Genomic DNA, 20,884 nt, shown 5'->3' with positions numbered 1-20,884 from the left:
GTTATTCATCCTCCATACCGGGCAGTTCTTCCTGCCGCAGGTCCATGGTGCGCTTCTGTTCGCCGCGCATCACGAGGGCGTTGGCCACCAGCTCGTGGGTACCGTAGACCGTGACGCCGGGGGCCCAGTAGTTGGCCAGCGGGGGCAGGGTGGCCCGGTCGATGGCGCAGATGCAGGCCATGGTGTTCACGCCGTGCTTCTGCTGCACGTACCGCAGGGCATTGCCGCGGGGCAGGCCGCCGCGCATGCGGATTTCCATGATTTCGTCGGTGTTCAGGCCGGAGCCGCCGCCGCAGCAGAAGGTCTGCTCGCGGATGGTGTTCTCGGGCATGTCAACGTAGTTGTTGCACACGTTCTTGAGCACGTAGCGGGGTTCTTCAAGCAGGCCCATGCCGCGCGCCGGGTTGCACGAGTCGTGGAAGGTCACGGTCAGGTGGTCGTTGCGGCTGGGGTCGAGGCGCAGCTTGTTGTGCTTGATGAGGTCGGCCGTGAACTCGGCGATGTGCACCATCTTGGTGGACGCCGCGTTCTTGAACACCGTGCCGGTGATGGGCGACCTCGGCACTTCCATCTTGGGCGGGGTGGGGCCGTTGAAGGTGTCCATGTACTGGTGCACCACGCGCCACATGTGGCCGCATTCGCCGCCCAGGATCCACTTGGAGCCAAGGCGCTCTGCTTCGGCGTACATCTTGGCGTTCAGCTTCTTCGCCATGTCGAAGGTGGTGAACGAGCCGAAGTTGCCGCCTTCGGAAGCGTAGGTGGACAGGGTGTAGTCCAGCCCGATTTCATGGAACAGCATCAGGTAACCCATGAACGTGTAGATGCCGGGGTCGGCGAACACGTCACCAGAGGGCGTGATGAACACGATCTCGTGGCCCTTTTCGTTGAAGGGCGGGTTGATCTTGATGCCGGTCACCGTCTCGATGTCCTCGCAGAGGAACTCGACGATTTCCTTGAAGGCGTGCGGCTGGATGCCCAGGTGGTTGCCGGTGCGGTTGCAGTTGAACACCGGCTCCATGATCCAGTGGATGCCAAGGCCCAACTCGTGCAGCAGCTCACGCGCGATGGCGGTGATTTCGGCGGTGTCGATGCCGTAGGGGCAGAACAGCGAGCAGCGGCGGCATTCGGTGCACTGATAGAAGTAGTAGAACCACTCCTTGATGACATCCTTGTCCAGCTTGCGGGCGCCCGCCAGCTTGCCCAGCAGCTTGCCCGCCGTGGTGAAGTCGCGGCGGTAGACCGAGCGCAGCAGTTCGGCGCGCAGCACGGGCATGTTCTTGGGGTCGCCCGTGCCGATGAAGAAGTGACACTTGTCGGCGCAGGCGCCGCAGCGCACGCAGATGTCCATGAACACCTTGAGCGAGCGGTGCTTGGCCAGACGCGCCTTGAGGCCTTCGTAGATGATCTCTTCCCAGTTCTCGGGCAGGTTCCAGTCTTCCTGGTCGGCCGACCACTCGTGCGGGTTCGGCATGCCGAGGGCCTTCATGTTGTCGACCTTGGCCGGATAGCACCACGTGCCGGGCTTGAAGTCCGGCTTGGTGTCCATCCACCCTTCCATGGGGAAGGCGGGGATGGTCGCGATCAGCTTGTCGGGAGTTGGCAGTTTGGACATGTCGGCTCCTTACTCGGCGGCAGCGGCTTCTTCAGAGGTTTTGTCGACAGGCAGCCCCGCTTCTTCCATCAGTTCCCGGAACTCGTCTTCGTATTCCGCGTAGGTGCGGTACTTCTTGGGCGGATTCCAGGGGTTCACGTGGCGCACCGCGCGCGTGTTGTTGGGCAGGTTGCGCGTGGGGCTGAGGAAGACGCCGCCCATGTGCATCAGCTTGCTGAACGGGAAGTACGCAAGCAGGCACGAGAGCAGGAAGATGTGGATGAAGAACGCCGCACCGATGCCTTCCGGCAGCACGGGGTTCATGGTCACGAGGCCCATGGTCAGCACCTTGACCGCGGCGATGTCCACCTTGGCGAAGTAGCGCATCCAGATGCCGCTGCCCACGAGGCCCAGCAGCAGGAACAGCGGGAAGTAGTCGTTGGCCAGCGAGATGTAGCGTACCTTTTCGCTGAACAGGCGGCGGGCCAGCAGGAAGCCGAGCGCCGCTACTACCAGCACGTCGGACATGAACATGCGGGGCACGCCGATCTGCATGATGCCGTCAACGAACTCGATGGCCGTCAGGGCAAAGGGCACCGGCTCGAGGAAGAACCGGAAGTGCCGGATGAAGATCAACAGGAAACAGTAGTGGAACAGCAGCGCGAAAAGCCACAGCCACTTGGCCGAATAGTAGACCACGCGGGGGCCTTTCTGGATTTCGACCGAAGTGTTCCGGAAAAGCGACCGGAACAGCAGCACTTCGAGAAGCATGCGCCCCACGGTGCCAGCGGTGGTGAAGGGGCTGTCGAGCCGGGCGGGCTTGATCCAGTCCAGCGACTTCTGCTGGCCACCCGTGGTCGGGATGCGGAAGGGCACGGGCGATTTGGCCCAGTCCACCATCCGCCAGACGAAACCGCCGATGAACACGAGCACCGCGGCATACGGCAACACCACCCCGATAAGGTACTGGAAGCCTGAGGCCGCTCCCAGCCAGGCGATGCAACCCAGCGCAATGACCGCTAAAAGTGAAATGAACATTCCGTTACCTCGCTGCTAGGCTATCGGTTTCTGCGTGTCCGGTTCCCCTACCGGCTTGTCCAATATACGTTCAGCCCTGCGCAGGAGCTGGGCGTATCCACGTTTGAAGTCGTCTACCTTCATCATGTGCAGGCGCTCGCGACATGCGGCATACTTGCCGAAGGCCAGAAGCGCCACGGTGTCGATGCGCGATTCCACCTCCAGCTGCCCGTCGTGCAGCCCGTGCCGCACGATGGCGGACCGCAGCATCTGGCGGATCACCGTCTTCAGCACGAACAGCACGCCCACGGCCTGCTCGGGGGTGAAATTCTGGATGGCCCGGATGCGGATGACATCCTCTATGGCCTCGGAAAGGCGGGCCTCGTCCACGTCGTCGCCTGCGACGGCGTCGAAGATGACAACGGCGGATGCCGCGGTGGTGTGGCCCACGGGATTGGAGAACTGGTCCCTGCTGCTGCGCAGGAAACCCACGGTGTCAAACGGATAGGTGCCATACATGGCGTCTATCCATTTGTGGATGATGGCGTCCTTGTGCTCGGTGAGCAGGTCCCTGATGGTCATGTGAACTCTTTGCCGTTGCGGTTAGCGGGCACGCCTCTTTCGGCGCAACCCCCTATACGGCGTTTTTTACGCTTTGTCCAAGCGAAAAGGGGGGATGCGTCGCCTCCCCGGACAACCCCCGCGTACGGTGCGCGCGAGTGCGATGTCTGAAAAAATGATTTTTTTCACATAGTCTGAAACACCCGAAAGGTCAACAAATCTTGCTGGTTCTGATTGGTTGATCAATTTACTGGGGGCAACTTGGGGCGAGGGCGTCGGCGCCCTGTATGGACGCTCTGTGTCGACTGTGGTGCTGGTGCCTGCCGGAGGGGCGCGGCCAGGGAAAAGCCCGGTCGTTTCACGACCGGGCTTCTGGCGAATCAGCCTCGGGAGGCGGGAAGGGGGATGTGCTTTTGCCATCCCCACGAGGTGCGTGGGGACGGCAAGCCCCGCGCGACGCCTAGTTGCAGGTGGCGTTGCTGGCTGGTGTCTGCCCGCAGCCCGCGAAATCGTTGGTCAGGAACGGCAGGGCGGTGTCCTGTCCTGCGGGAACGGGGGCAGGCTTGCCTGCATGGCCCTGCACCGGAGATGACGGTCCCTGCTGCGGGGCCGCAGGGCGCGGAGCCTGCGAAGAGACGGGGCCGGACGCGGGAGGGGTGCCGTCTGCACCGTGGCCGAAGGGCAGGCGGGGCATGCCCGCGATCTGCATCACCGGCAGGCGGTCCGCGCCGGTGGAAAGCACACGGGCCTTGTTGCGCAGGAGCTTCCAGCGCAGCCTGGCCTGCTCGAACAGGGGCATTGCCGGGTTCGTCGCGGTGGTCGGCGCATCCACCACCTTGCGCAGGGCGTCCGCCACGGACGCGCCCTGTTCGACGGCACGCCGCATCTGTTCGATGGCCAGGATGTCGTCGTCGTTTTCGGCCACCGGGCGATAGGCCACCGTGTCCGGTGCCGCACCGGCCAGGGCGGCGATGGCCTGGCGGCAGGCCGGGCACGACGGCGAGAAATACAGGGTGACGGGGGCGTTGTCCGGTCCCTGAAGGTTCCAGGCGCCCGTGCGTTCCGTGGCCAGGGCCGCGCCGTTGGCAAAGAACAGGCCGCCCCACACCAGAAGCAGGATGGAGACGCGCTGTTGCCGGTCGCGGCGCAGTTCGCCGGGAATGGCCACGAAGGCCCCCGCGATGAGCGCGGCCACCACCAGGCAGGCCGCGCAGGGTGCGGTGAGGGCCATCAGCGCCAGCAACGCCGTATCGGCGGCCAGCATCAGCCAGACGAAACCGCGCGCGGCGGCCTGCTTGCCGAAGATGCAGAACAGGGCTAGGAGCGAGAACGCGCCCGTACCGTACCACCACAGGGGCAGTCCCCAGAAGGTCAGGTCGCGGTACAGCGAGCAGCCGGAGCTGACGCACAGCGACTCGGCAGGGGCGATGGCAGCCCAGGCGCAGAAGGCCGCGCCCAGCGCGGCGAGCAGAAAGCCGCCCCAGATGGGGGCGGAACGGTTTGACGCGAGCATGTCTCGAATCTCCAGTGCGGGTCTTGCGTAAAGGCCAGCCCGAGGCGACGCGATACTATGCGCTAAACAGGCACAGGTAAAGCCCCGTACCCATGAGCCCAATGTCCCCCCTGAAAGAGTTGATGCGGCGGTTTGCCGGAATCCGGTCCGGATGGCCGGAATCGGCGTCTGATACGGTGAGCGGCGCCGTGCCTGATGCCGCGCCTGATGCCGTTCCTGATGCCGTTCCTGATGCCGTTCCTAATGTCATGTCTGGCATCGTGTCCGGGGTAGTGCCCGACACCGGAAACGACTCCGGGCGCGAAGCCGGACGCGGCGACGGTGACGCCGACGTCGTCCCTTCGCCCTGTGACGTTGCCTGGCCGCCCCGGCATGACGTGCGCACCAGCCCACGGGCCCGGCGGGTGCGGTTGCGCATCGTGCCCCGGCGCGGGCTTGAGGTGGTGATACCGCCCGGATTCAGCGCCACGCGCATTCCTGAAGTGCTGGAAAGGCACCGCACATGGATCGTGCGAGCCCTGCTGCGGGCCGGGCTGGCCGAGGCGGTGCCCGGGGCTGACGGTGCGGCTGAAGGGTCTGGCGTCGGGGCTTTTCACGGCATGCCCTCCGGCGTCGGGGCGTTCCTGGGGCCGGGCGGCATCCGCAGCGTGCCCGGCGAGGTGCTTCTGCCCGCCGTGCAGGCGCGTTATGCCGTGGTCCGCGCACCACTTGCGCCGGGCATGCGCCCGGAATTGCGCGAGGTGGACGCAGCACTGCGTCTGCGCGTGCCGGAAGGAGGGGCAGGCGACGGTGTTGCCGTGGATCTCTTGCGCGACTGGCTGCGCGCCGTGGCTCGGCGGCGCCTGGCCCCGTGGCTGCACGGACTGGCCGTGGAGCACGGCTTTCACTACCAGCGCTGCGTGGTGCGCATGCAGCAGACCCGCTGGGGCAGTTGTTCCACGCGGGGCACCATCAGTTGCAACGCCAGCCTGCTGTTCCTGCCGCGTGAACTGGCCCGCCACGTGTTGCTGCACGAGCTTTGCCACACCGTGCACATGGACCATTCACCACGCTTTCATGCCTTGCTGGACGCGGTGGACCCCGATGCGGCGCTGTGGCGCGAGGGGCTGCGTTCCGGGTGGTCGCATGTTCCGTGGTGGGCCCGCTAGAAGTCTTTTGTTTTGCCTTTGGGCCGGAACAACCTGACGGCCATTCTGCGTGGCGTCAGCGTCTCGGTTCACACCACCCGTCTCCATCACGCGCAAGGGAACGTGGCCGCCTCCGGAGTCCATACGGGCGGCCATTTTTCCTGCGCGCAGGGCAGCCATCGCGTCCGCGCCGGGCGGCGCATCCACGAAAAAGGGGAGGCGCCTTGCGGCGCCTCCCCGATGTAGCGAGCGTTGAAGTAGCCGGAGCCTACTTCATCACGGAGCCGGAAGCGGCCTGCTGCATCTTGACCTCGACCTTTTCGGTCAGGCCTTCGTAGTAGGCGCGCAGGATTTCCAGCACTTCGTCGCGGCCGAAGTGGTCGGCAACCGGGGCGCCGTCGGACAGGGCCTTGCGCAGCTTGGTGCCGGACAGGATGACGCGGTCTTCCTTGCCGTGCGGGCAGGTACGCAGGGAGGCCATGCCGTCGCACTTGTAGCAGTAGAAGGTCCAGTCGATCTTCAGCGGGGTGCAGATCAGGGCCTTGCCGGGTTCGGGGCAGGCTTCGTTGGTGTAGGGGATCTTGTCGAAGATGGTCTGGGCTTCGAACATGCCGTAGAAGTCGCCCACGCCAGCGTGGTCACGGCCGATGATCATGCGGTTGATGCCGTAGTTCTGGCGGAAGGTGGCGTGCAGCAGGCCTTCGCGGGGACCGGCGTAACGCATGTCCAGGGGGTAGCCAGCCTGGATGACGTTCTGCTTCACGAAGTACTTTTCGACCAGGGTGTCGATGCACTTCACGCGCACTTCGGCGGGAATGTCGCCGGGTTTCAGGGCGCCCACCAGGGAGTGGATGACCACGCCGTCGCACACTTCGATGGCGATCTTGGCCAGGAATTCATGCGAGCGGTGCATGGGGTTGCGCAGCTGCAGGGCGGCAACGTTGGCCCAGCCGCGTTCTTCCATTTCGGCGCGCAGTTCGGCGGGGCGCTTGTACACGCCGGCGAACTTGGTGGGGAAGTCACCTTCGGACAGCACCTTCACGGTACCGGCGACGTTGAATTCCTTCTGTTCCATGACCATCTTCACGCCGGGGTGGTCTTCGAGGGCCACTTCCCAGAACTTCTGGGAGTCGGGGCCTTCGCCCTTGAAGACGAGTTCGCATTCCCACTTCTTGTCGGCTTCGGTCATTTCGTAGATTTCTTCGATCTTCATGGTGGCGAAGGTTTCACCCTTGCGCACCAGGGCCACTTCGTCGCCCACCTTGACGGCGGCGGCGTCTTCCTTGGAGATGTCCATGGTCACCGGCACGGGCCAGAAGGTGCCGTCGGCGGTGGTCATCTTTTCGCAGACGCTCTTCCAGTCGGCCTTCTTCATGAAGCCGTTCAGCGGAGAGAAGCCGCCGATGCCCATCATGATAAGGTCGCCCTTGGTGCGCGAGCTGATTTCGATCTGCTTCAGGCCAGCGGCCTTCTTGAGTTCGGCTTCGCGGGCGGCACCTTCGAGCAGGCAGCAGACGAGGCCCTTACCACCATGAGGGGGAACCAGCTTGGACATACCTTCCATCCTCCAAATGAATGTGTTGTTGCCATGGCGCGCCGCTCCGGGGGCGGCGGCGTACGAAAAAAGCTGTTCTCGTGCGAGAAGCATGCGGGAGCGGCGGTGCATTCGGGAGTGCATCTCGCCGTTCACGCATCCCTCTTGTGAAATATTTTACATAATGTCAAGCGGCAAATGGGAGAAAAGCGTCAGGCGGCTGATTTTGCCGTGGCGGGGGCGCGTACCCTGCGGCACAAGGGCGGCGGGGGATGGGCGGCGCAGGGGCGCAGGCAATCGCACTGGCGTCGGGATGACGCCCAGTGGCGCCACGTCCAGGAAGACGCTGTGCCCAGGTGGCGGCAAGAGGGGCGTGGCTTTGGATGAGCATGACTGGATGATGTTAGCTGTTTTTCTGTGAATATACTGTGTTATCACGTGGTTGATCCGGCAGGAGTGTGCGCCCGGGCGGCCATGCCGGGGCGGTGGTTGGGCATGGCGCTTGCCGCTTGAGCGAGCAGGAAGGTGACGATTGTCTGTCAACTTGGTTGTGATAAAATGACCAAGGGGCGGCGCGCGCGGGGTAGGGCGTGCGGCGCGTGCGGATGCATCATATATATATGCGGCATGCCCCGTGTCAGGGGGGGCGACTGGAGAACTGTGCTCCGTGAGGGCGGAAGGCGCGTGGGGGGGGGCATGCACGAAGGGTCACCCTGTGGTGTCGAAAAAACTTGTCCATCCGAAGGAAAAGGGATACAGAGACTGGGTTCAGGACCATGGTGGGCGATTTTGCGGGGATGCTTGGCTGCTGGAACCCCGCCCCACCGGAGCACTTGCGGTGCGTCCGGTAGCCCGTGTGACCGTGTGTTCGGCGTGAACCTGCCCGTAGGTGATGGGCGGGTTCCGTATCATGTTGCTTGACAACGGTCAGGCGCTGGGCTATGCCCATGCGCCTTTACCGATTGTTTCCGATCCACTTTCACGGAGGAGCAGAATGCCCACTATCAACCAGCTCATTCGCAAAGAGCGCAAGGCAGTGCTGAAGCGGAAGAAGACCCCCGCTCTTCAGGCCTGCCCGCAGCGCCGTGGCGTGTGCACCCGCGTGTACACCACCACCCCGAAAAAGCCGAACTCCGCCTTGCGTAAGGTTGCCCGCGTGCGCCTCACCAACGGTATCGAAGTTACCGCCTACATTCCCGGTGAAGGCCACAACCTGCAGGAGCACTCGGTCGTCATGATCCGCGGCGGCCGCGTGAAAGACTTGCCCGGTGTCCGCTACCACATCGTGCGCGGCACCCTCGACACTGCCGGCGTGCAGGATCGTCGCCAGGGCCGTTCCAAGTACGGCGCCAAGCGTCCCAAATAGCAAGGGAGTATTTCGATGCCTCGTAAAGGTCCCGTCCCCAGACGTGAAATTCTGCCCGATCCGGTGTACAACAGCCGGCTGGCCGCCCGTTTCATCAACCGCTTGATGTACGACGGCAAGAAGGGCGTTGCTGAAAAGCTGTTCTACAAGTCGCTCGAAACCCTGGGCGAAAAGACCGGTGAAGAGCCTCTGAAGGCGTTCGAACGCGCCGTCGAGTCCGTGAAGCCGCACCTTGAAGTGAAGGCCCGCCGCGTGGGCGGCGCCACCTACCAGGTGCCCATGGACGTGCGGCCCGATCGCCAGGTCTCTCTGGCCATCCGCTGGCTGATCAACTATGCCCGCTCGCGCGGCGAGAAGGGCATGTCCGCGAAGCTTTCCGCCGAGCTCATTGATGCCTTCAACAGTCGCGGCGGCGCCGTGAAGAAGAAGGAAGACACCCACCGCATGGCCGAAGCCAACAAGGCCTTCGCCCATTACCGCTGGTAGGGCGCCGGAGTACCCATCGTGTCCAGAACCGTCCCCCTCGAACGGCAGAGGAACATCGGGATCATGGCCCACATTGATGCGGGCAAGACCACGACCACCGAGCGCATCCTCTATTACACCGGCGTCTCCCACAAGATCGGCGAAGTCCATGACGGCGCGGCCACCATGGACTGGATGGAGCAGGAGCAGGAGCGCGGCATCACCATCACTTCCGCTGCAACCACGTGCAGCTGGAAGGATCACACCATCAACATCATCGACACGCCCGGCCACGTCGACTTCACCATCGAAGTCGAACGTTCGCTGCGCGTGCTTGACGGTGCCGTGGCCGTGTTCGACGCCGTTGCCGGCGTCGAGCCGCAGTCGGAAACGGTGTGGCGCCAGGCCAACCGTTACGGCGTTCCGCGCATCTGCTTCGTCAACAAGATGGACCGGATCGGCGCCAACTTCTTCCGTTGCGTCGACATGATGGTCGAGCGCCTGCGCGCCAAGCCCATCCCCATCCAGCTGCCCATCGGCAGCGAAGACAAGTTCGAAGGCGTGGTCGACCTCATCAGCGGCAAGGCCATCAAGTTCGACAAGTCCAGCAAGGGCGTGGAGTTCACGGAAGAAGACGTGCCCGCCGACATGATGGACCTGTACCTTGAAAAGCGCCTGGCCATGGTCGAAGCCGTGGCCGAAGAGGACGAAGCCCTGCTCGAGAAGTACCTGGGCGGCGAAGAGCTGACCGAGGAAGAAATCATCTCGTGCGTGCGCAAGGCCACCATTGCCCGCAACATCGTTCCGGTGTTCTGCGGCTCGGCCTTCCGCAACATGGGCGTGCAGCCGCTGCTTGACGCGGTGGTCGCCTTCCTGCCTTCGCCCCTGGACATCGAACAGATGAAGGGCATGAACCCGGACAACGAAGAGGAAACCATCGTCTGCCCCTGCAGCGACAAGGAACCTCTGGCCGGTCTGGTGTTCAAGCTGTTCTCGGACCCCTATATCGGCCACCTGTCCTTCTTCCGCATCTACTCCGGTTTCATCGAGTCCGGCATGACCGTGCTGAACTCGACCACCGGCAAGAAGGAACGCGTCGGCCGCCTGCTGCGCATGCACGCCAACAAGCGTGAAGAGATCAAGTGGGCGGGCGCTGGCGACATCGTGGCCGTGGTGGGCCTGAAGCAGGCCTCCACCGGTGATACCATGTGCGACGAAAAGCGCCCCGTGGTGCTCGAATCGCTGGATATTCCCGAGCCGGTCATCGAAGTGGCCATCGAGCCCAAGACCAAGGCCGACCGCGATGCGCTGTCCGCCGCCCTCGCCAAGCTGGCCAAGGAAGACCCGTCGTTCCGCGTGAAGGGCGACGAGGAAACCGGCCAGACCCTGATCGCGGGCATGGGCGAACTGCACCTCGAGATCATCGTCGACCGCCTGACCCGCGAGTTCAGCGTCAACGCCAACGTGGGCAAGCCCCAGGTTGCGTACCGCGAAACCATCACCGCTTCGTCCAAGTCGGACATGAAGCACGTGAAGCAGTCGGGTGGCCGTGGCCAGTACGGCCACGCGGTCATCGAAATCGAACCGAACCCCGGCAAGGGCTACGAGTTCGTCAACGCGATCACCGGCGGCGTCATTCCCAAGGAATACATCGCCCCGGTGGACAAGGGTATCCAGGACGCCATGAAGAGCGGCGTGCTGGCCGGGTTCCCCACCGTGGACATCAAGGTCACCCTGGTGTTCGGTTCGTACCACGACGTCGACTCCTCGGAGCAGGCGTTCTACGTTACCGGCTCCATGGCGATCAAGGATGCCGTCCACAAGGCCTCGCCGGTTCTGCTGGAACCGATCATGGACGTGGAAGTGGTGACCCCCGACGAATACCTCGGCGACGTCATGGGCGACCTGAACGGCCGCCGCGGCCGCGTGCAGAACATGGAAGCCCGCGTGGGTTCCCAGGCCGTGCGCGCCCAGGTGCCGCTGTCCGAGATGTTCGGCTACGCCACCGACCTGCGTTCCAAGACGCAGGGTCGCGCCACCTTCACCATGCAGTTCCATCATTACGAGCGGGTTCCGGCCCAGCTCGCCGAAGAAGTGATCAAGAAGAAGGGCTAGCCCTTCCTCTCGTGGAGAGCCGGAGCCATCGGTAAAGGACTCCGTAGAAAACAGAGCCCCGGGTGCTTGCCCGGGGCTCTTTTTTTGCAAAAATTCTTGACGGGGACAGGCGGCTGGGGTATCTATCCCTCTCGCGCCGGTTCTCCGGTGTGAAAAACGTGATCCCCGAAGCTTCGGGGGCCCCTGTAACGGCAGGGGAAGGGCGGGTTGAGCCTGTCCTGATGCGTTTGGCGCAAGCCAAGCTTTGACAATTGCAGGCGTTACCGAATGCCGCAATTATGTCATGCCGTTCCAGTCCGTCGTTAACCCCTTGTTGGCGGGCTGTAAGGTACTGTACGTGCGGGGCACTTTGTGCCCTATTCGGTGACCCCTGTGGACCACCTGCACTCGCCGGAGCATGCTCCGGCCTGGGCCAGGCTGGCGACAACATGGGTGATCTTCCCGGACGGATACCGCGAATGCGGTGCCGCGAGGCGACGAGAAGGCCTTTGGGTGTGCCAGCCGGCTCCCCTCCCGCCTTTTTCTCCATCGCTCCCAATCCTCGAAGATCACGGCACCCCGTCCCCCGCCGGACGGCAAGCCGCCATGGCGTCATATGCCACCTGAGCCCGCGTCGCGGAAGCGGCGTCCGGGTATCGCGTAGCTCCGGATGCTTATGGCGGGTCTCGGTGTGCCGCCACCGAACGTGAGGAACTCTGCAGCCTACGGTCCCTGCCTCTCACCTCATGGCAGTCAGGCGCCGGATGGCAAGGGTACGTTTGCCAGATAACGGAGTAATCAACAATGACGACAGTTAGCAGTGATCGTATCAGAATCAAGCTGAAAGCTTACGATTACCGCATCCTCGACAAGGCTGTGGCGGAAATCGTGGATACGGCGCGCAACACGGGCGCCGGGGTGGCTGGTCCCATCCCCCTGCCCACCAACATTCACAAGTACACCGTCAACCGGAGCGTGCACGTCGACAAGAAGTCGCGCGAGCAGTTCGAAATGCGCATCCACAAGCGGCTCATGGACATCCTCGAGCCTACGCAGCAGACCGTGGACGCACTGGGCAAGCTGAGCCTGCCCGCCGGTGTGGACGTCGAAATCAAGCTCTAGTGAGAGGAAGTCATGGCTGAGAAATTGGGTATCCTGGGTCGCAAGGTCGGCATGACCCGCATTTTCGCCAGTGATGGTTCCGCCGTGGCTGTTACGGTCATCCAGGCCGGTCCCTGTCCGGTCATCCAGGTTCGCAACGGCGAGACCGACGGCTACGACGCCGTCCAGATCGCTTTTGAGGAAGCCAAGGAAAAGCACGTGACCAAGCCCGCCCGTGGCCACTTCGCCAAGGCAGGCAAGGGTCTTTTCCGCAACCTCCGCGAAATTCGCCTGGAAGCGCCTGCCGAATTCGAAGTCGGCCAGGAACTCACCGTGTCCCTGTTCGCCGCTGGCGAAAAGGTGAAGGTGACCGGCACCAGCATAGGCAAGGGGTACCAGGGCGTCATGCGCCGCTGGAACTTCGCCGGCTCCAAGGACACGCACGGCTGCGAAAAGGTGCATCGTTCCGGTGGTTCCATCGGTAACAACACCTTCCCGGGCCATGTGTTCAAGGGCAAGAAGATGGCTGGCCACTGGGGTGACGAGCGCGTGACGGTCAAGAATCTCGAGATCGTCGACATCCGCGCCGAAGATAACGTCATTCTGGTGAAGGGTGCCGTTCCCGGCCCCAAGAACGGCCTGGTTCTGGTGCGCAAGCAGTAACGAAATGAGGATGATCACATGGCTGTGGTGAAAGTATACGATCAGAACAAGAAGGAAGCCGGCGAACTGACGCTCGCTCCCGAGGTGTTCGAGGTCGAGGTGAAGCCTGAGATTCTCAATCTCGTGGTCCGTGCGCACCGCGCCGGGCTGCGCTCCGGCACCCATGCCACCAAGACCCGCGCCTTCGTCTCCGGCGGCGGTGCAAAGCCCTGGCGCCAGAAAGGCACCGGCCGCGCACGTTCCGGTTCGAACCGCTCGCCCATCTGGCGTGGCGGGGCCGTCATTTTCGGCCCCCAGCCCCGCGAGTACGGCTTCAAGGTGAACAAGAAGGTCCGTCAGCTGGCCCTGAAAATGGCGCTCAGCTCGCGGCTTGCCGGCGAGAACCTGATGGTGGTCAAGGGCATCGAACTGCCCGAGATCAAGACCAAGCTGTTCGCCAAGGTGGCCGGTGCCCTGGGCCTCGAAAAGGCCCTGGTCATTACCGCCGAAGCGGATACCACCCTCGCCCTTTCGGCCCGCAACATTCCCGGCATTACCCTGATCACCGCCGACCAGCTCAGCGTCTACGAGATTCTGAAGCACCCGAAGCTGGTGATGTTCGAGGGCGCCGTCGAATCCGTCCAGGCCAGGCTGAAGTAGGGAGGTTGGTCATGGATTATACACAGATTCTCGTGAAGCCCCTGGTGTCCGAAAAGGCCACCTTCGTGAAGGAACAGGCCCAGCAGGTCGTGTTCTTCGTGAACCCCCGGGCCAACAAGATCGAAATCAAGAAGGCCGTCGAAGCCGCCTTCAAGGTCAAGGTGACCGACGTCAACGTCATCACCAAGAAGCCTTCCGACAAGGTCCGTCAGGGCCGCGTCGTGGGCCGGATCTCCGGCTGCAAGAAGGCCTATGTGACCCTGGCTCCCGGCGAAAAAATCGAATTCTTCGAGGGAGTGTAAGCAATGGCTGTTCGTAAGCTGAAACCGACATCTCCCGGTCGCCGCTTCCAGACCGTCTCGGATTTCGAGGAAGTCACCAGGAGCACGCCCGAGAAGTCCCTTACCGAAGGGCTGACCAAGAAGAGCGGTCGCAACAACAATGGCCGCGTGACCATGCGCCGTCGCGGCGGCGGTCACAAGCGCCTGTACCGCATCATCGACTTCCGTCGTAACAAGCTCGGTATCGCGGCCACCGTCGCGCACATCGAGTACGACCCCAACCGTACCGCCCGCATCGCGCTGTTGCACTATGCGGATGGCGAGAAGCGCTACATCCTCGCCCCGCTCGGCATCAAGCAGGGCGACATGGTGCAGGCTGGCGAAGGCGCGGACATCAAGCCTGGCAATGCCATGCCCATGGCCCGCATCCCGGTCGGTACCGTGCTGCACAACATCGAGCTCTACCCCGGTCGTGGCGGCCAGTTCTGCCGCGCCGCCGGTACCTACGCCCAGCTGGTGGCCAAGGAAGGCAAGTATGCCCTCCTGCGCATGCCTTCGGGCGAAGTGCGCAAGGTGCTTGCGGCCTGCTGCGCCACCATCGGCCAGGTCGGCAACGTGAACCACGAGAACATCTCGTTGGGCAAGGCGGGCCGCAATCGCTGGCTCGGTCGTCGTCCCAAGGTCCGCGGCGTCGCCATGAACCCCATCGACCACCCGTTGGGTGGTGGTGAAGGCCGCAGCTCCGGCGGTCGCCATCCGGTGACCCCGTGGGGCGTGCCTACCAAGGGGTACAAGACCCGCGATCGCAAGAAGGCTTCCACGAAGCTCATCGTCAAGCGTCGCGGTCAGAAGTAGGAGTAGAGCATGCCCAGATCCCTGAAGAAAGGTCCGTTCATCGACGACCATCTGATCAAGAAAGTGGAATTGGCCGTGTCGAACAGCGACCGCCGCGTCATCAAGACGTGGTCGCGTCGGTCCACCATCGCTCCCGAGATGGTCGGCCTGACGTTCGCGGTCCACAATGGGAAGAAGTTCATTCCCGTGTTCGTCACCGAGAACATGGTGGGTCACAAGCTGGGCGAATTCGCCCCGACCCGCACGTTCTACGGGCATGCCGCGGACAAGAAGAGCAAAGCAAAGAAGTAGTGGGTGAATCCGATGGAATCGAGAGCCACCGCGAAATTCATGCGTGTGTCGCCGCGTAAGGCCCGCCTGGTTGCCCAGAACGTGAACGGGCTGCCTGTCGAAGACGCCATGAATATCCTGAAGTTCACGCCCAACAAGCCCGCCGACATCATCTTCGGCGTGCTTCGTTCGGCCCTCGCCAACGCCGAGCAGCTGCCCGGCATCGACGTGGACGCCATGGTCGTGAAGCAGATCGTCATCAACGAAGGCCCCACCTGGAAGCGGTTTCTTCCGCGTGCGCAGGGTCGCGCCACCAAGATCCGGAAGCGTACCAGCCACATCACCGTGATTCTCGCAGAAGGGCAGGAATAGGTTATGGGTCAGAAAGTACATCCTTACGGCTTCCGGCTGGGGTACAACAAGAACTGGCAGTCGCGCTGGTTCAGCAAGAAGGAATACCCCGGCTTCGTCTTCGAGGATCACAACATCCGCAAGTTCGTGAAGAAGACGCTGTACCACGCCGGTCTTTCCAAGATCGAGATCGAGCGTGCCGGCGGCAAGGTGCGGCTGATCCTCTCCACCGCGCGTCCGGGCATCGTCATCGGCCGCAAGGGCGTGGAAATCGAAAAGCTCCGTGGCGACCTGCGCAAGAAGTTCAAGCGCGAGTTCTCCATCGAGGTGAACGAAATCCGTCGCCCCGAAGTGGAAGCCCAGCTCGTTGCCGAAAACATCGCGCTGCAGCTTGAACGCCGCGTGGCCTTCCGTCGCGCCATGAAGCGCACGGTGTCCATGTCGCGCAAGTTTGGCGCCGAAGGCATCAAGGTGACCTGTTCCGGCCGCCTCGCCGGGGCCGAAATCGCCCGTACCGAATGGTACCGCGATGGTCGGGTGCCCCTGCAGACCCTGCGTGCCGACATCGACTTCGGTTTTGCCGAGGCCCGCACCACTTACGGGGTGATCGGCGTCAAGGTCTGGATTTTCAAGGGTGAAATTCTGGACAACGAGGTAGAACAGTAATGCTGAGCCCCAGAAAGGTTAAATTCCGCAAGTGGCAGAAGGGCCGTCTGCGTGGCATGGCCACCCGCGGCGCCACTGTCTCCTTCGGTGATATCGGTCTTAAGGCAGTAGAACACGGCAAGCTGTCCAGCCAGCAGATCGAGGCCGCCCGTATCGCCATGATGCGCCACATCAAGCGCGGCGGTAAGGTCTGGATCCGCATCTTCCCCGACCACCCGGTCACCGCCAAGCCCCTCGAAACCCGCCAGGGTTCCGGTAAGGGCGCCCCGGTGGGCTGGTGCGCTCCGGTGAAGCCGGGCCGCGTGCTTTACGAAATCAAGGGCGTCAGCCTGGAGCTGGCCAAGGAAGCTCTGACGCGCGCCGCCCACAAGCTCCCCATCAAGACGACCATTGTCGTGCGGGAGGGCCTCTAGAATGAACGCCGCAGAACTGAGAAAGCTCAGCGCTGAACAGCTCAAGGACAAGTTGGCCGAATCCCGCAAGGAACTGTTCGATCTGCGCTTCCGCCACGCCACCGCGCAGTTGGAGAAGACCTCCAACCTCCCGGCGACCAAGCGCGAGATCGCCCGGATTCTGACCATCCTGAAGGAAAAGGGGTAAGCCCATGTCCGAAGAACTGATGAACCGCAAGGGCAGGGTGCTCACCGGGATCGTCGTCAGCGACAAGAACGACAAGACCATCGTCGTCCGCGTCGAGACGCTGGTGCAGCATCCCCTGCTGAAGAAGTACGTGCGCCGCCGCAACAAGTTCACCGCTCACGATCCCCAGAACGAGTGCGGCATCGGCGACAAGGTGAAGATCATCGAGTACCGTCCGCTCAGCCGCAACAAGCGCTGGCATCTGGTCTCCATTCTCGAAAAAGCCGTGTAGGGGTTTGCGATGATCCAGGTAGAATCCACGCTGCAGGTGGCGGACAATTCCGGTGCGAAGAAAGTCGCGTGCATCAAGGTGCTCGGCGGCTCCAAGCGCCGCTACGCCACCGTGGGCGACATCGTCGTCGTTTCCGTGAAGGAAGCCCTGCCGCACTGCAAGGTGAAGAAGGGCGACGTGATGCAGGCCGTCATCGTGCGCACCCGCAAGGAAGTTCGCCGCGTCGACGGTTCGTACATCAAGTTCGATTCCAATGCGGCCGTTCTGCTCAACAAGCAGGGCGAGCCGGTGGGCACCCGCATCTTCGGCCCTGTTGCCCGTGAACTGCGCGGCAAGAACTTCATGAAGATCGTCTCGCTGGCGCCCGAAGTGCTCTAGGAGCCCACAAATGAAACAGTTCCGTATCCGCAAGGACGACAAAGTGGTCGTCATCGCCGGCAAGGACAAGGGCAAGATCGGCAAGGTGCTGAAGGTTCTTCCCAAGAAGGACGGAGTGCTTGTCGAGAAGGTCAACATGGTCAAGCGCCACATGCGCGCCAATCCGTACCGGCAGCAGCCGGGCGGCATCATCGAGAAGGAGATGCCTCTTGACATCTCCAACGTGATGGTGATGTGCGATGCGTGCGCCAAGGCCACCAAGGTGGGCTACCGCTACACCGAGGACGGCAAGAAAGTTCGCTTCTGCAAGAAGTGCAACGAAATCATTGGATAGGGTGAGAGACGATGACGCGTCTTGAACAGATATACCGCGAGAAAGTGGTTCCGGTATTGCAGAAGGAGTTCAACTACACTTCTTCGATGCAGGTTCCCGGGATTGAAAAAGTCTCTCTGAATATCGGCCTCGGCGCCGCGAGCCAGAACAACAAGTTGATGGAAGAAGCCATCAAGGAGTTGACCGCCATCGCCGGGCAGAAGGCCGTCGTGACCCGTGCAAAGAAGTCCATCGCGTCGTTCAAGCTGCGCGAAGGCATGCCCATCGGCTGCCGCGTGACGCTTCGCAAGGAACGCATGTGGGACTTTCTGGACAAGCTGATGAACTTCGCGCTGCCCCGCGTGCGCGACTTCAGAGGGATTCCGGACCGTGGCTTCGATGGCCGGGGCAATTTTACCCTGGGCATCAAGGAACACACCATTTTCCCCGAGCTGGAAGTGGATCGCGTTGACAACCCCAAGGGGATGAACATCACGATCGTTACCACTGCCCAGACGGACAAGGAAGGCAAGCTGCTGCTCGACCAGCTCGGCATGCCTTTCAAGAAGTAAGGAGAAACGGCTTTGTCTCGTACATCGCTTGAAGTGAAGGCGCAGCGCAAGCCCAAGTTCTCCGCCCGCGCCTACAACCGTTGTCCGGTCTGCGGTCGCCCGCGTGCCTACATGCGCAAGTTCGGTCTTTGCCGTATCTGCTTCCGCAACATGGCCCTGCGCGGCGAACTGCCCGGCGTTCGCAAGTCGAGCTGGTAAGTCACCAAGGAGTAAGGAATGCTGACTGATCCTATTGCTGATATGCTTACGCGTATCCGCAACGCACACTTGGCCCTGCACAAGGAAGTGAGTGTGCCGCGCTCGAAGATCAAGGAATCCATCGCCGCCATCCTGAAGCAGGAAGGCTACATCGAAGATGTGGCGACGGAAGAGGCCGAGATCAAGATCTCCCTCAAGTATTTCAAAGGCAAGCCGGTCATTTCCGGTCTGAAGCGGGTGAGCAAGCCCGGCCGCCGGGTGTATGTCGGTTCCTCCGACATCCCCAAGGTCCAGAACGGCCTTGGCATCTGCATCCTGTCCACCTCCAGCGGTGTCCTTGCGGGCACGCAGGCCCGCGACCGCAAGGTCGGCGGTGAACTGCTCTGCGAAATCTGGTAGGGTACGGACATGTCGCGAATCGGTAAACTCCCCATCGCCATTCCTTCCGGCGTCGAAGTGAAGGTCGGGACCGAGGCCGTCGAGGTCAAGGGCCCGAAGGGCGTGCTTGTCACCCCTACCCACACGGAACTGAACTACGCGGTCGAAGACGGCCATGTCGTCATCACCCGCGCCACCGAAACCCGCACTGCGCGTGCCCAGCACGGCCTGCGCCGCACCCTGCTTGCCAACTGCATCCTGGGCGTGACCAAGGGCTTTTCCAAGACCCTGGAAGTCATCGGCGTCGGCTACAAGGTTGCCGTCAAGGGCAACCTGGTGGAACTCGCGGTCGGTTTCTCGCACCCGGTGATCATGGAAATGCCCGAAGGCGTCGAAGCCAAGGTGGAAGGCCAGAAGCTGACCATCTCGGGCACCAGCAAAGAAGTGGTCGGCGAGATCGCCGCACGCATCCGTCGCGTGCGTAAGCCTGAACCCTACAAGGGCAAGGGCATCAAGTACGACAACGAGCAGATTCGCCGCAAGGCCGGCAAGTCTGGTGGCAAATAGGCAGGTATGAGAAAATGACGATGACCAAGAACGATGCCAGAAAGCGGCGCAAAGTCCGCATTCGCAAGAAGATCGCCGGGAGCACCGAGCGTCCCCGGCTGGTTGTCTACCGCTCGAACCTGCACGTCTACGCCCAGATCGTGGACGACGCCACCGGTGCCACGCTTGTTGCCACCTCCACCCTTGCCATCGGCAAGGCCCAGGCCGGAGCGCACTGCAACAAGGCCGGGGCGGAACTTGTGGGCAAGGAAATCGCGCGTCTTGCTGGCGAAAAGAGCATCAAGCGCGTGGTGTTCGACCGTAACGGCTACCTGTATCACGGGCGCATCAAGGCTGTTGCCGACGGTGCCCGTGAGGGCGGCCTGGAATTCTAACGGGTGGTAGGTACTGGCATGGAACAGAATGAGTTCGGGTTGGTAGAGAAGATTGTCTACCTTAACCGAGTTGCCAAGGTTGTGAAGGGCGGTCGCCGCTTCAGCTTCAGCGCCCTCGTTGTCGTGGGCGACGCCAAGGGTGCCGTGGGCTTCGGCCTCGGCAAGGCCCAGGAAGTGCCGGAAGCCCTGCGCAAGGCCACCGAACGCGCGAAGAAGGACATGGTCCAGATTCCGCTGGTGGACGGCACCCTTCCGTACGAAATCCTGGGCGAGTTCGGCGCCGGCTGCGTAATGCTGAAGCCCGCCTCCAAGGGTACCGGCATCATCGCCGGTGGTGCGGTGCGCGCCGTCATGGAAGCCGTGGGCGTGACCGACGTGCTTGCCAAGGCCATCGGCACCAACAACCCGCACAACGTGCTGCGCGCCACCATGGCGGGGCTTACCTCGCTGCGCAGCGCCGAGTACGTGAGCCAGCTTCGCGGCATGAAGCTCGAAGCGCCCAGAAAGTAGGACGCAATCATGATCAAGGTGAAGCTCGTACGCAGCTGGATCGGCTGCAAACCCAAGCAGCGCAAGGTTCTTGACGCGCTTGGCCTGCGAAAGATCCGTTGCGAGAAGTCGTTTGAGGACAATGCCGCCATTCGCGGCATGATCGCCGAAGTCAAGCACCTGGTCGAGGTCAGTGAATAATGAGACTGCACGAACTCTATCCGTTCGCCGAAGAACGGGCATCGCGCAAGCGCGTGGGCCGCGGTTCCGGTTCGGGGCTCGGCTGCACCTCCGGCAAGGGTAACAAGGGCCAGAACGCCCGCGCTGGCGGCGGCGTCCGCCCCGGTTTCGAAGGCGGCCAGATGCCGCTGCAGCGTCGTCTGCCCAAGCGCGGCTTCAAGAACGCCCCCTTCAAGGCCACCTACGAAGTGATCAACCTTGATCGCCTTGTGGCGTCCTTTGAGGGCAAGACCGACATCACGCTGGAAGACATCTACGCGCGCGGCCTGTGCAAGGCCGGCGCCTCGGTGAAGATCCTCGGCGTGGGCGAAGTCAGCGTGGCCCTTACGGTGGAAGCGCACAAGTTCAGCGCCTCCGCCGCCGAAAAGATCCGCAACGCCGGTGGCGAAGCCAAGGCACTGGAAGGGTAA

At 62.7% G+C, this 20,884-nt stretch carries 30 protein-coding genes; 25 read left to right on the top strand and 5 right to left on the bottom strand.

Translation table 11 applies throughout. The features are described 5' to 3' along the window. Nucleotide 1: 1 nt before the first annotated feature. The 4 genes from dsrK to FVW20_RS08900 form a co-directional block, all read right to left on the bottom strand. The gene (gene dsrK / locus FVW20_RS08915; protein ID WP_196609131.1) at nucleotides 2-1,612 is read right to left on the bottom strand and encodes a sulfate reduction electron transfer complex DsrMKJOP subunit DsrK; all 1,611 of its coding nucleotides are present in this window, start codon (nucleotides 1,610-1,612) and stop codon (nucleotides 2-4) included. A 9-nt stretch (nucleotides 1,613-1,621) separates the two neighbouring features. Continuing rightward, nucleotides 1,622-2,629, bottom strand: coding sequence for a sulfate reduction electron transfer complex DsrMKJOP subunit DsrM (gene dsrM, locus FVW20_RS08910; RefSeq protein ID WP_167126847.1), 1,008 nt, complete (start codon nucleotides 2,627-2,629; stop codon nucleotides 1,622-1,624). A gap of 15 nt (nucleotides 2,630-2,644) precedes the next feature. Next, on the bottom strand, nucleotides 2,645-3,190 hold the full coding sequence (locus FVW20_RS08905) for an RsbRD N-terminal domain-containing protein (RefSeq protein ID WP_196609130.1): 546 nt from the start codon (nucleotides 3,188-3,190) through the stop codon (nucleotides 2,645-2,647). Nucleotides 3,191-3,629: 439 nt separating this feature from the next. Then, a complete protein-coding gene (locus FVW20_RS08900; RefSeq protein WP_196609129.1) occupies nucleotides 3,630-4,682 on the bottom strand; it encodes a hypothetical protein in 1,053 nt (350 codons plus the stop codon). Nucleotides 4,683-4,930: 248 nt separating this feature from the next. Between FVW20_RS08900 and FVW20_RS08895 the strand changes: the two genes are divergently transcribed. Beyond that, nucleotides 4,931-5,830: a M48 family metallopeptidase gene (locus FVW20_RS08895; protein ID WP_231038985.1), complete on the top strand. Its 900-nt coding sequence runs from the start codon at nucleotides 4,931-4,933 to the stop codon at nucleotides 5,828-5,830. A 247-nt stretch (nucleotides 5,831-6,077) separates the two neighbouring features. Here FVW20_RS08895 and sat read toward each other — a convergent pair whose 3' ends face one another. Beyond that, nucleotides 6,078-7,364: a sulfate adenylyltransferase gene (sat, locus tag FVW20_RS08890; protein WP_196609128.1), complete on the bottom strand. Its 1,287-nt coding sequence runs from the start codon at nucleotides 7,362-7,364 to the stop codon at nucleotides 6,078-6,080. A gap of 973 nt (nucleotides 7,365-8,337) precedes the next feature. Between sat and rpsL the strand changes: the two genes are divergently transcribed. The 24 genes from rpsL to rplO all read left to right on the top strand — a co-directional run bounded on the left by rpsL (nucleotide 8,338) and on the right by rplO (nucleotide 20,884). Further along, nucleotides 8,338-8,709 (top strand): 30S ribosomal protein S12, encoded by a 372-nt coding sequence (gene rpsL / locus FVW20_RS08885; protein WP_007521010.1) that lies wholly within the window; start codon nucleotides 8,338-8,340, stop codon nucleotides 8,707-8,709. 15 nt (nucleotides 8,710-8,724) lie between these two features. Beyond that, nucleotides 8,725-9,195, top strand: a complete 471-nt coding sequence (rpsG, locus tag FVW20_RS08880) for a 30S ribosomal protein S7 (protein WP_012611244.1) — start codon at nucleotides 8,725-8,727, stop codon at nucleotides 9,193-9,195. 18 nt (nucleotides 9,196-9,213) lie between these two features. Further along, on the top strand, nucleotides 9,214-11,289 hold the full coding sequence (gene fusA, locus FVW20_RS08875; RefSeq protein WP_196609127.1) for an elongation factor G: 2,076 nt from the start codon (nucleotides 9,214-9,216) through the stop codon (nucleotides 11,287-11,289). Between the two features lie 783 nt (nucleotides 11,290-12,072). After that, nucleotides 12,073-12,390: a 30S ribosomal protein S10 gene (rpsJ, locus tag FVW20_RS08870; RefSeq protein WP_007521013.1), complete on the top strand. Its 318-nt coding sequence runs from the start codon at nucleotides 12,073-12,075 to the stop codon at nucleotides 12,388-12,390. Nucleotides 12,391-12,402: 12 nt separating this feature from the next. Continuing rightward, the gene (gene rplC, locus FVW20_RS08865; protein WP_012611246.1) at nucleotides 12,403-13,032 is read left to right on the top strand and encodes a 50S ribosomal protein L3; all 630 of its coding nucleotides are present in this window, start codon (nucleotides 12,403-12,405) and stop codon (nucleotides 13,030-13,032) included. An 18-nt stretch (nucleotides 13,033-13,050) separates the two neighbouring features. Continuing rightward, nucleotides 13,051-13,671 carry a 50S ribosomal protein L4 gene (gene rplD / locus FVW20_RS08860; RefSeq protein ID WP_012611247.1) on the top strand — a complete coding sequence of 207 codons (621 nt, stop codon included), beginning with the start codon at nucleotides 13,051-13,053 and terminating at the stop codon, nucleotides 13,669-13,671. Between the two features lie 11 nt (nucleotides 13,672-13,682). Next, nucleotides 13,683-13,973: a 50S ribosomal protein L23 gene (rplW, locus tag FVW20_RS08855; RefSeq protein ID WP_012611248.1), complete on the top strand. Its 291-nt coding sequence runs from the start codon at nucleotides 13,683-13,685 to the stop codon at nucleotides 13,971-13,973. 3 nt (nucleotides 13,974-13,976) lie between these two features. Continuing rightward, nucleotides 13,977-14,807, top strand: coding sequence for a 50S ribosomal protein L2 (gene rplB / locus FVW20_RS08850; RefSeq protein ID WP_012611249.1), 831 nt, complete (start codon nucleotides 13,977-13,979; stop codon nucleotides 14,805-14,807). Between the two features lie 9 nt (nucleotides 14,808-14,816). Further along, nucleotides 14,817-15,098 (top strand): 30S ribosomal protein S19, encoded by a 282-nt coding sequence (gene rpsS, locus FVW20_RS08845; protein ID WP_007521020.1) that lies wholly within the window; start codon nucleotides 14,817-14,819, stop codon nucleotides 15,096-15,098. Nucleotides 15,099-15,110: 12 nt separating this feature from the next. After that, nucleotides 15,111-15,449, top strand: a complete 339-nt coding sequence (gene rplV / locus FVW20_RS08840) for a 50S ribosomal protein L22 (protein ID WP_012611250.1) — start codon at nucleotides 15,111-15,113, stop codon at nucleotides 15,447-15,449. 3 nt (nucleotides 15,450-15,452) lie between these two features. Further along, nucleotides 15,453-16,094, top strand: coding sequence for a 30S ribosomal protein S3 (rpsC, locus tag FVW20_RS08835; RefSeq protein ID WP_007521024.1), 642 nt, complete (start codon nucleotides 15,453-15,455; stop codon nucleotides 16,092-16,094). Then, nucleotides 16,094-16,507 (top strand): 50S ribosomal protein L16, encoded by a 414-nt coding sequence (gene rplP / locus FVW20_RS08830; RefSeq protein WP_012611251.1) that lies wholly within the window; start codon nucleotides 16,094-16,096, stop codon nucleotides 16,505-16,507. The genes rpsC and rplP overlap by 1 nt, the downstream gene beginning before the upstream one ends. Nucleotide 16,508: 1 nt before the next feature. Beyond that, the gene (gene rpmC / locus FVW20_RS08825; RefSeq protein WP_007521028.1) at nucleotides 16,509-16,694 is read left to right on the top strand and encodes a 50S ribosomal protein L29; all 186 of its coding nucleotides are present in this window, start codon (nucleotides 16,509-16,511) and stop codon (nucleotides 16,692-16,694) included. Nucleotides 16,695-16,698: 4 nt separating this feature from the next. Continuing rightward, nucleotides 16,699-16,965, top strand: coding sequence for a 30S ribosomal protein S17 (gene rpsQ, locus FVW20_RS08820; protein ID WP_007521031.1), 267 nt, complete (start codon nucleotides 16,699-16,701; stop codon nucleotides 16,963-16,965). A gap of 9 nt (nucleotides 16,966-16,974) precedes the next feature. Next, entirely contained in the window at nucleotides 16,975-17,343 is a 369-nt protein-coding gene (gene rplN / locus FVW20_RS08815; RefSeq protein WP_007521033.1) for a 50S ribosomal protein L14, read from the top strand. A 10-nt stretch (nucleotides 17,344-17,353) separates the two neighbouring features. Further along, the gene (rplX, locus tag FVW20_RS08810; RefSeq protein ID WP_012611253.1) at nucleotides 17,354-17,677 is read left to right on the top strand and encodes a 50S ribosomal protein L24; all 324 of its coding nucleotides are present in this window, start codon (nucleotides 17,354-17,356) and stop codon (nucleotides 17,675-17,677) included. Nucleotides 17,678-17,688: 11 nt separating this feature from the next. Further along, a complete protein-coding gene (gene rplE / locus FVW20_RS08805; protein WP_007521038.1) occupies nucleotides 17,689-18,228 on the top strand; it encodes a 50S ribosomal protein L5 in 540 nt (179 codons plus the stop codon). A 12-nt stretch (nucleotides 18,229-18,240) separates the two neighbouring features. Further along, a complete protein-coding gene (locus FVW20_RS08800) occupies nucleotides 18,241-18,426 on the top strand; it encodes a type Z 30S ribosomal protein S14 (protein WP_007521040.1) in 186 nt (61 codons plus the stop codon). A gap of 18 nt (nucleotides 18,427-18,444) precedes the next feature. After that, entirely contained in the window at nucleotides 18,445-18,825 is a 381-nt protein-coding gene (gene rpsH / locus FVW20_RS08795; protein ID WP_196609126.1) for a 30S ribosomal protein S8, read from the top strand. A gap of 9 nt (nucleotides 18,826-18,834) precedes the next feature. Continuing rightward, entirely contained in the window at nucleotides 18,835-19,371 is a 537-nt protein-coding gene (gene rplF / locus FVW20_RS08790) for a 50S ribosomal protein L6 (RefSeq protein ID WP_196609125.1), read from the top strand. Between the two features lie 14 nt (nucleotides 19,372-19,385). Further along, nucleotides 19,386-19,745, top strand: a complete 360-nt coding sequence (rplR, locus tag FVW20_RS08785) for a 50S ribosomal protein L18 (protein WP_007521046.1) — start codon at nucleotides 19,386-19,388, stop codon at nucleotides 19,743-19,745. Between the two features lie 18 nt (nucleotides 19,746-19,763). After that, complete coding sequence (rpsE, locus tag FVW20_RS08780; protein WP_012611256.1) at nucleotides 19,764-20,255, top strand: 30S ribosomal protein S5; 492 nt, start codon at nucleotides 19,764-19,766, stop codon at nucleotides 20,253-20,255. Between the two features lie 9 nt (nucleotides 20,256-20,264). Further along, entirely contained in the window at nucleotides 20,265-20,435 is a 171-nt protein-coding gene (gene rpmD / locus FVW20_RS08775) for a 50S ribosomal protein L30 (protein WP_007521049.1), read from the top strand. After that, complete coding sequence (rplO, locus tag FVW20_RS08770; RefSeq protein WP_012611257.1) at nucleotides 20,435-20,884, top strand: 50S ribosomal protein L15; 450 nt, start codon at nucleotides 20,435-20,437, stop codon at nucleotides 20,882-20,884. Before rpmD ends, rplO begins: the two co-directional genes overlap by 1 nt.

This window comes from Nitratidesulfovibrio oxamicus (assembly GCF_015731765.1).
GTDB lineage: Bacteria > Desulfobacterota > Desulfovibrionia > Desulfovibrionales > Desulfovibrionaceae > Cupidesulfovibrio > Cupidesulfovibrio oxamicus.
The sequence above is the reverse complement of the archived record's forward strand: the minus strand, read 5'-3'. Positions and strand labels throughout refer to the sequence as shown.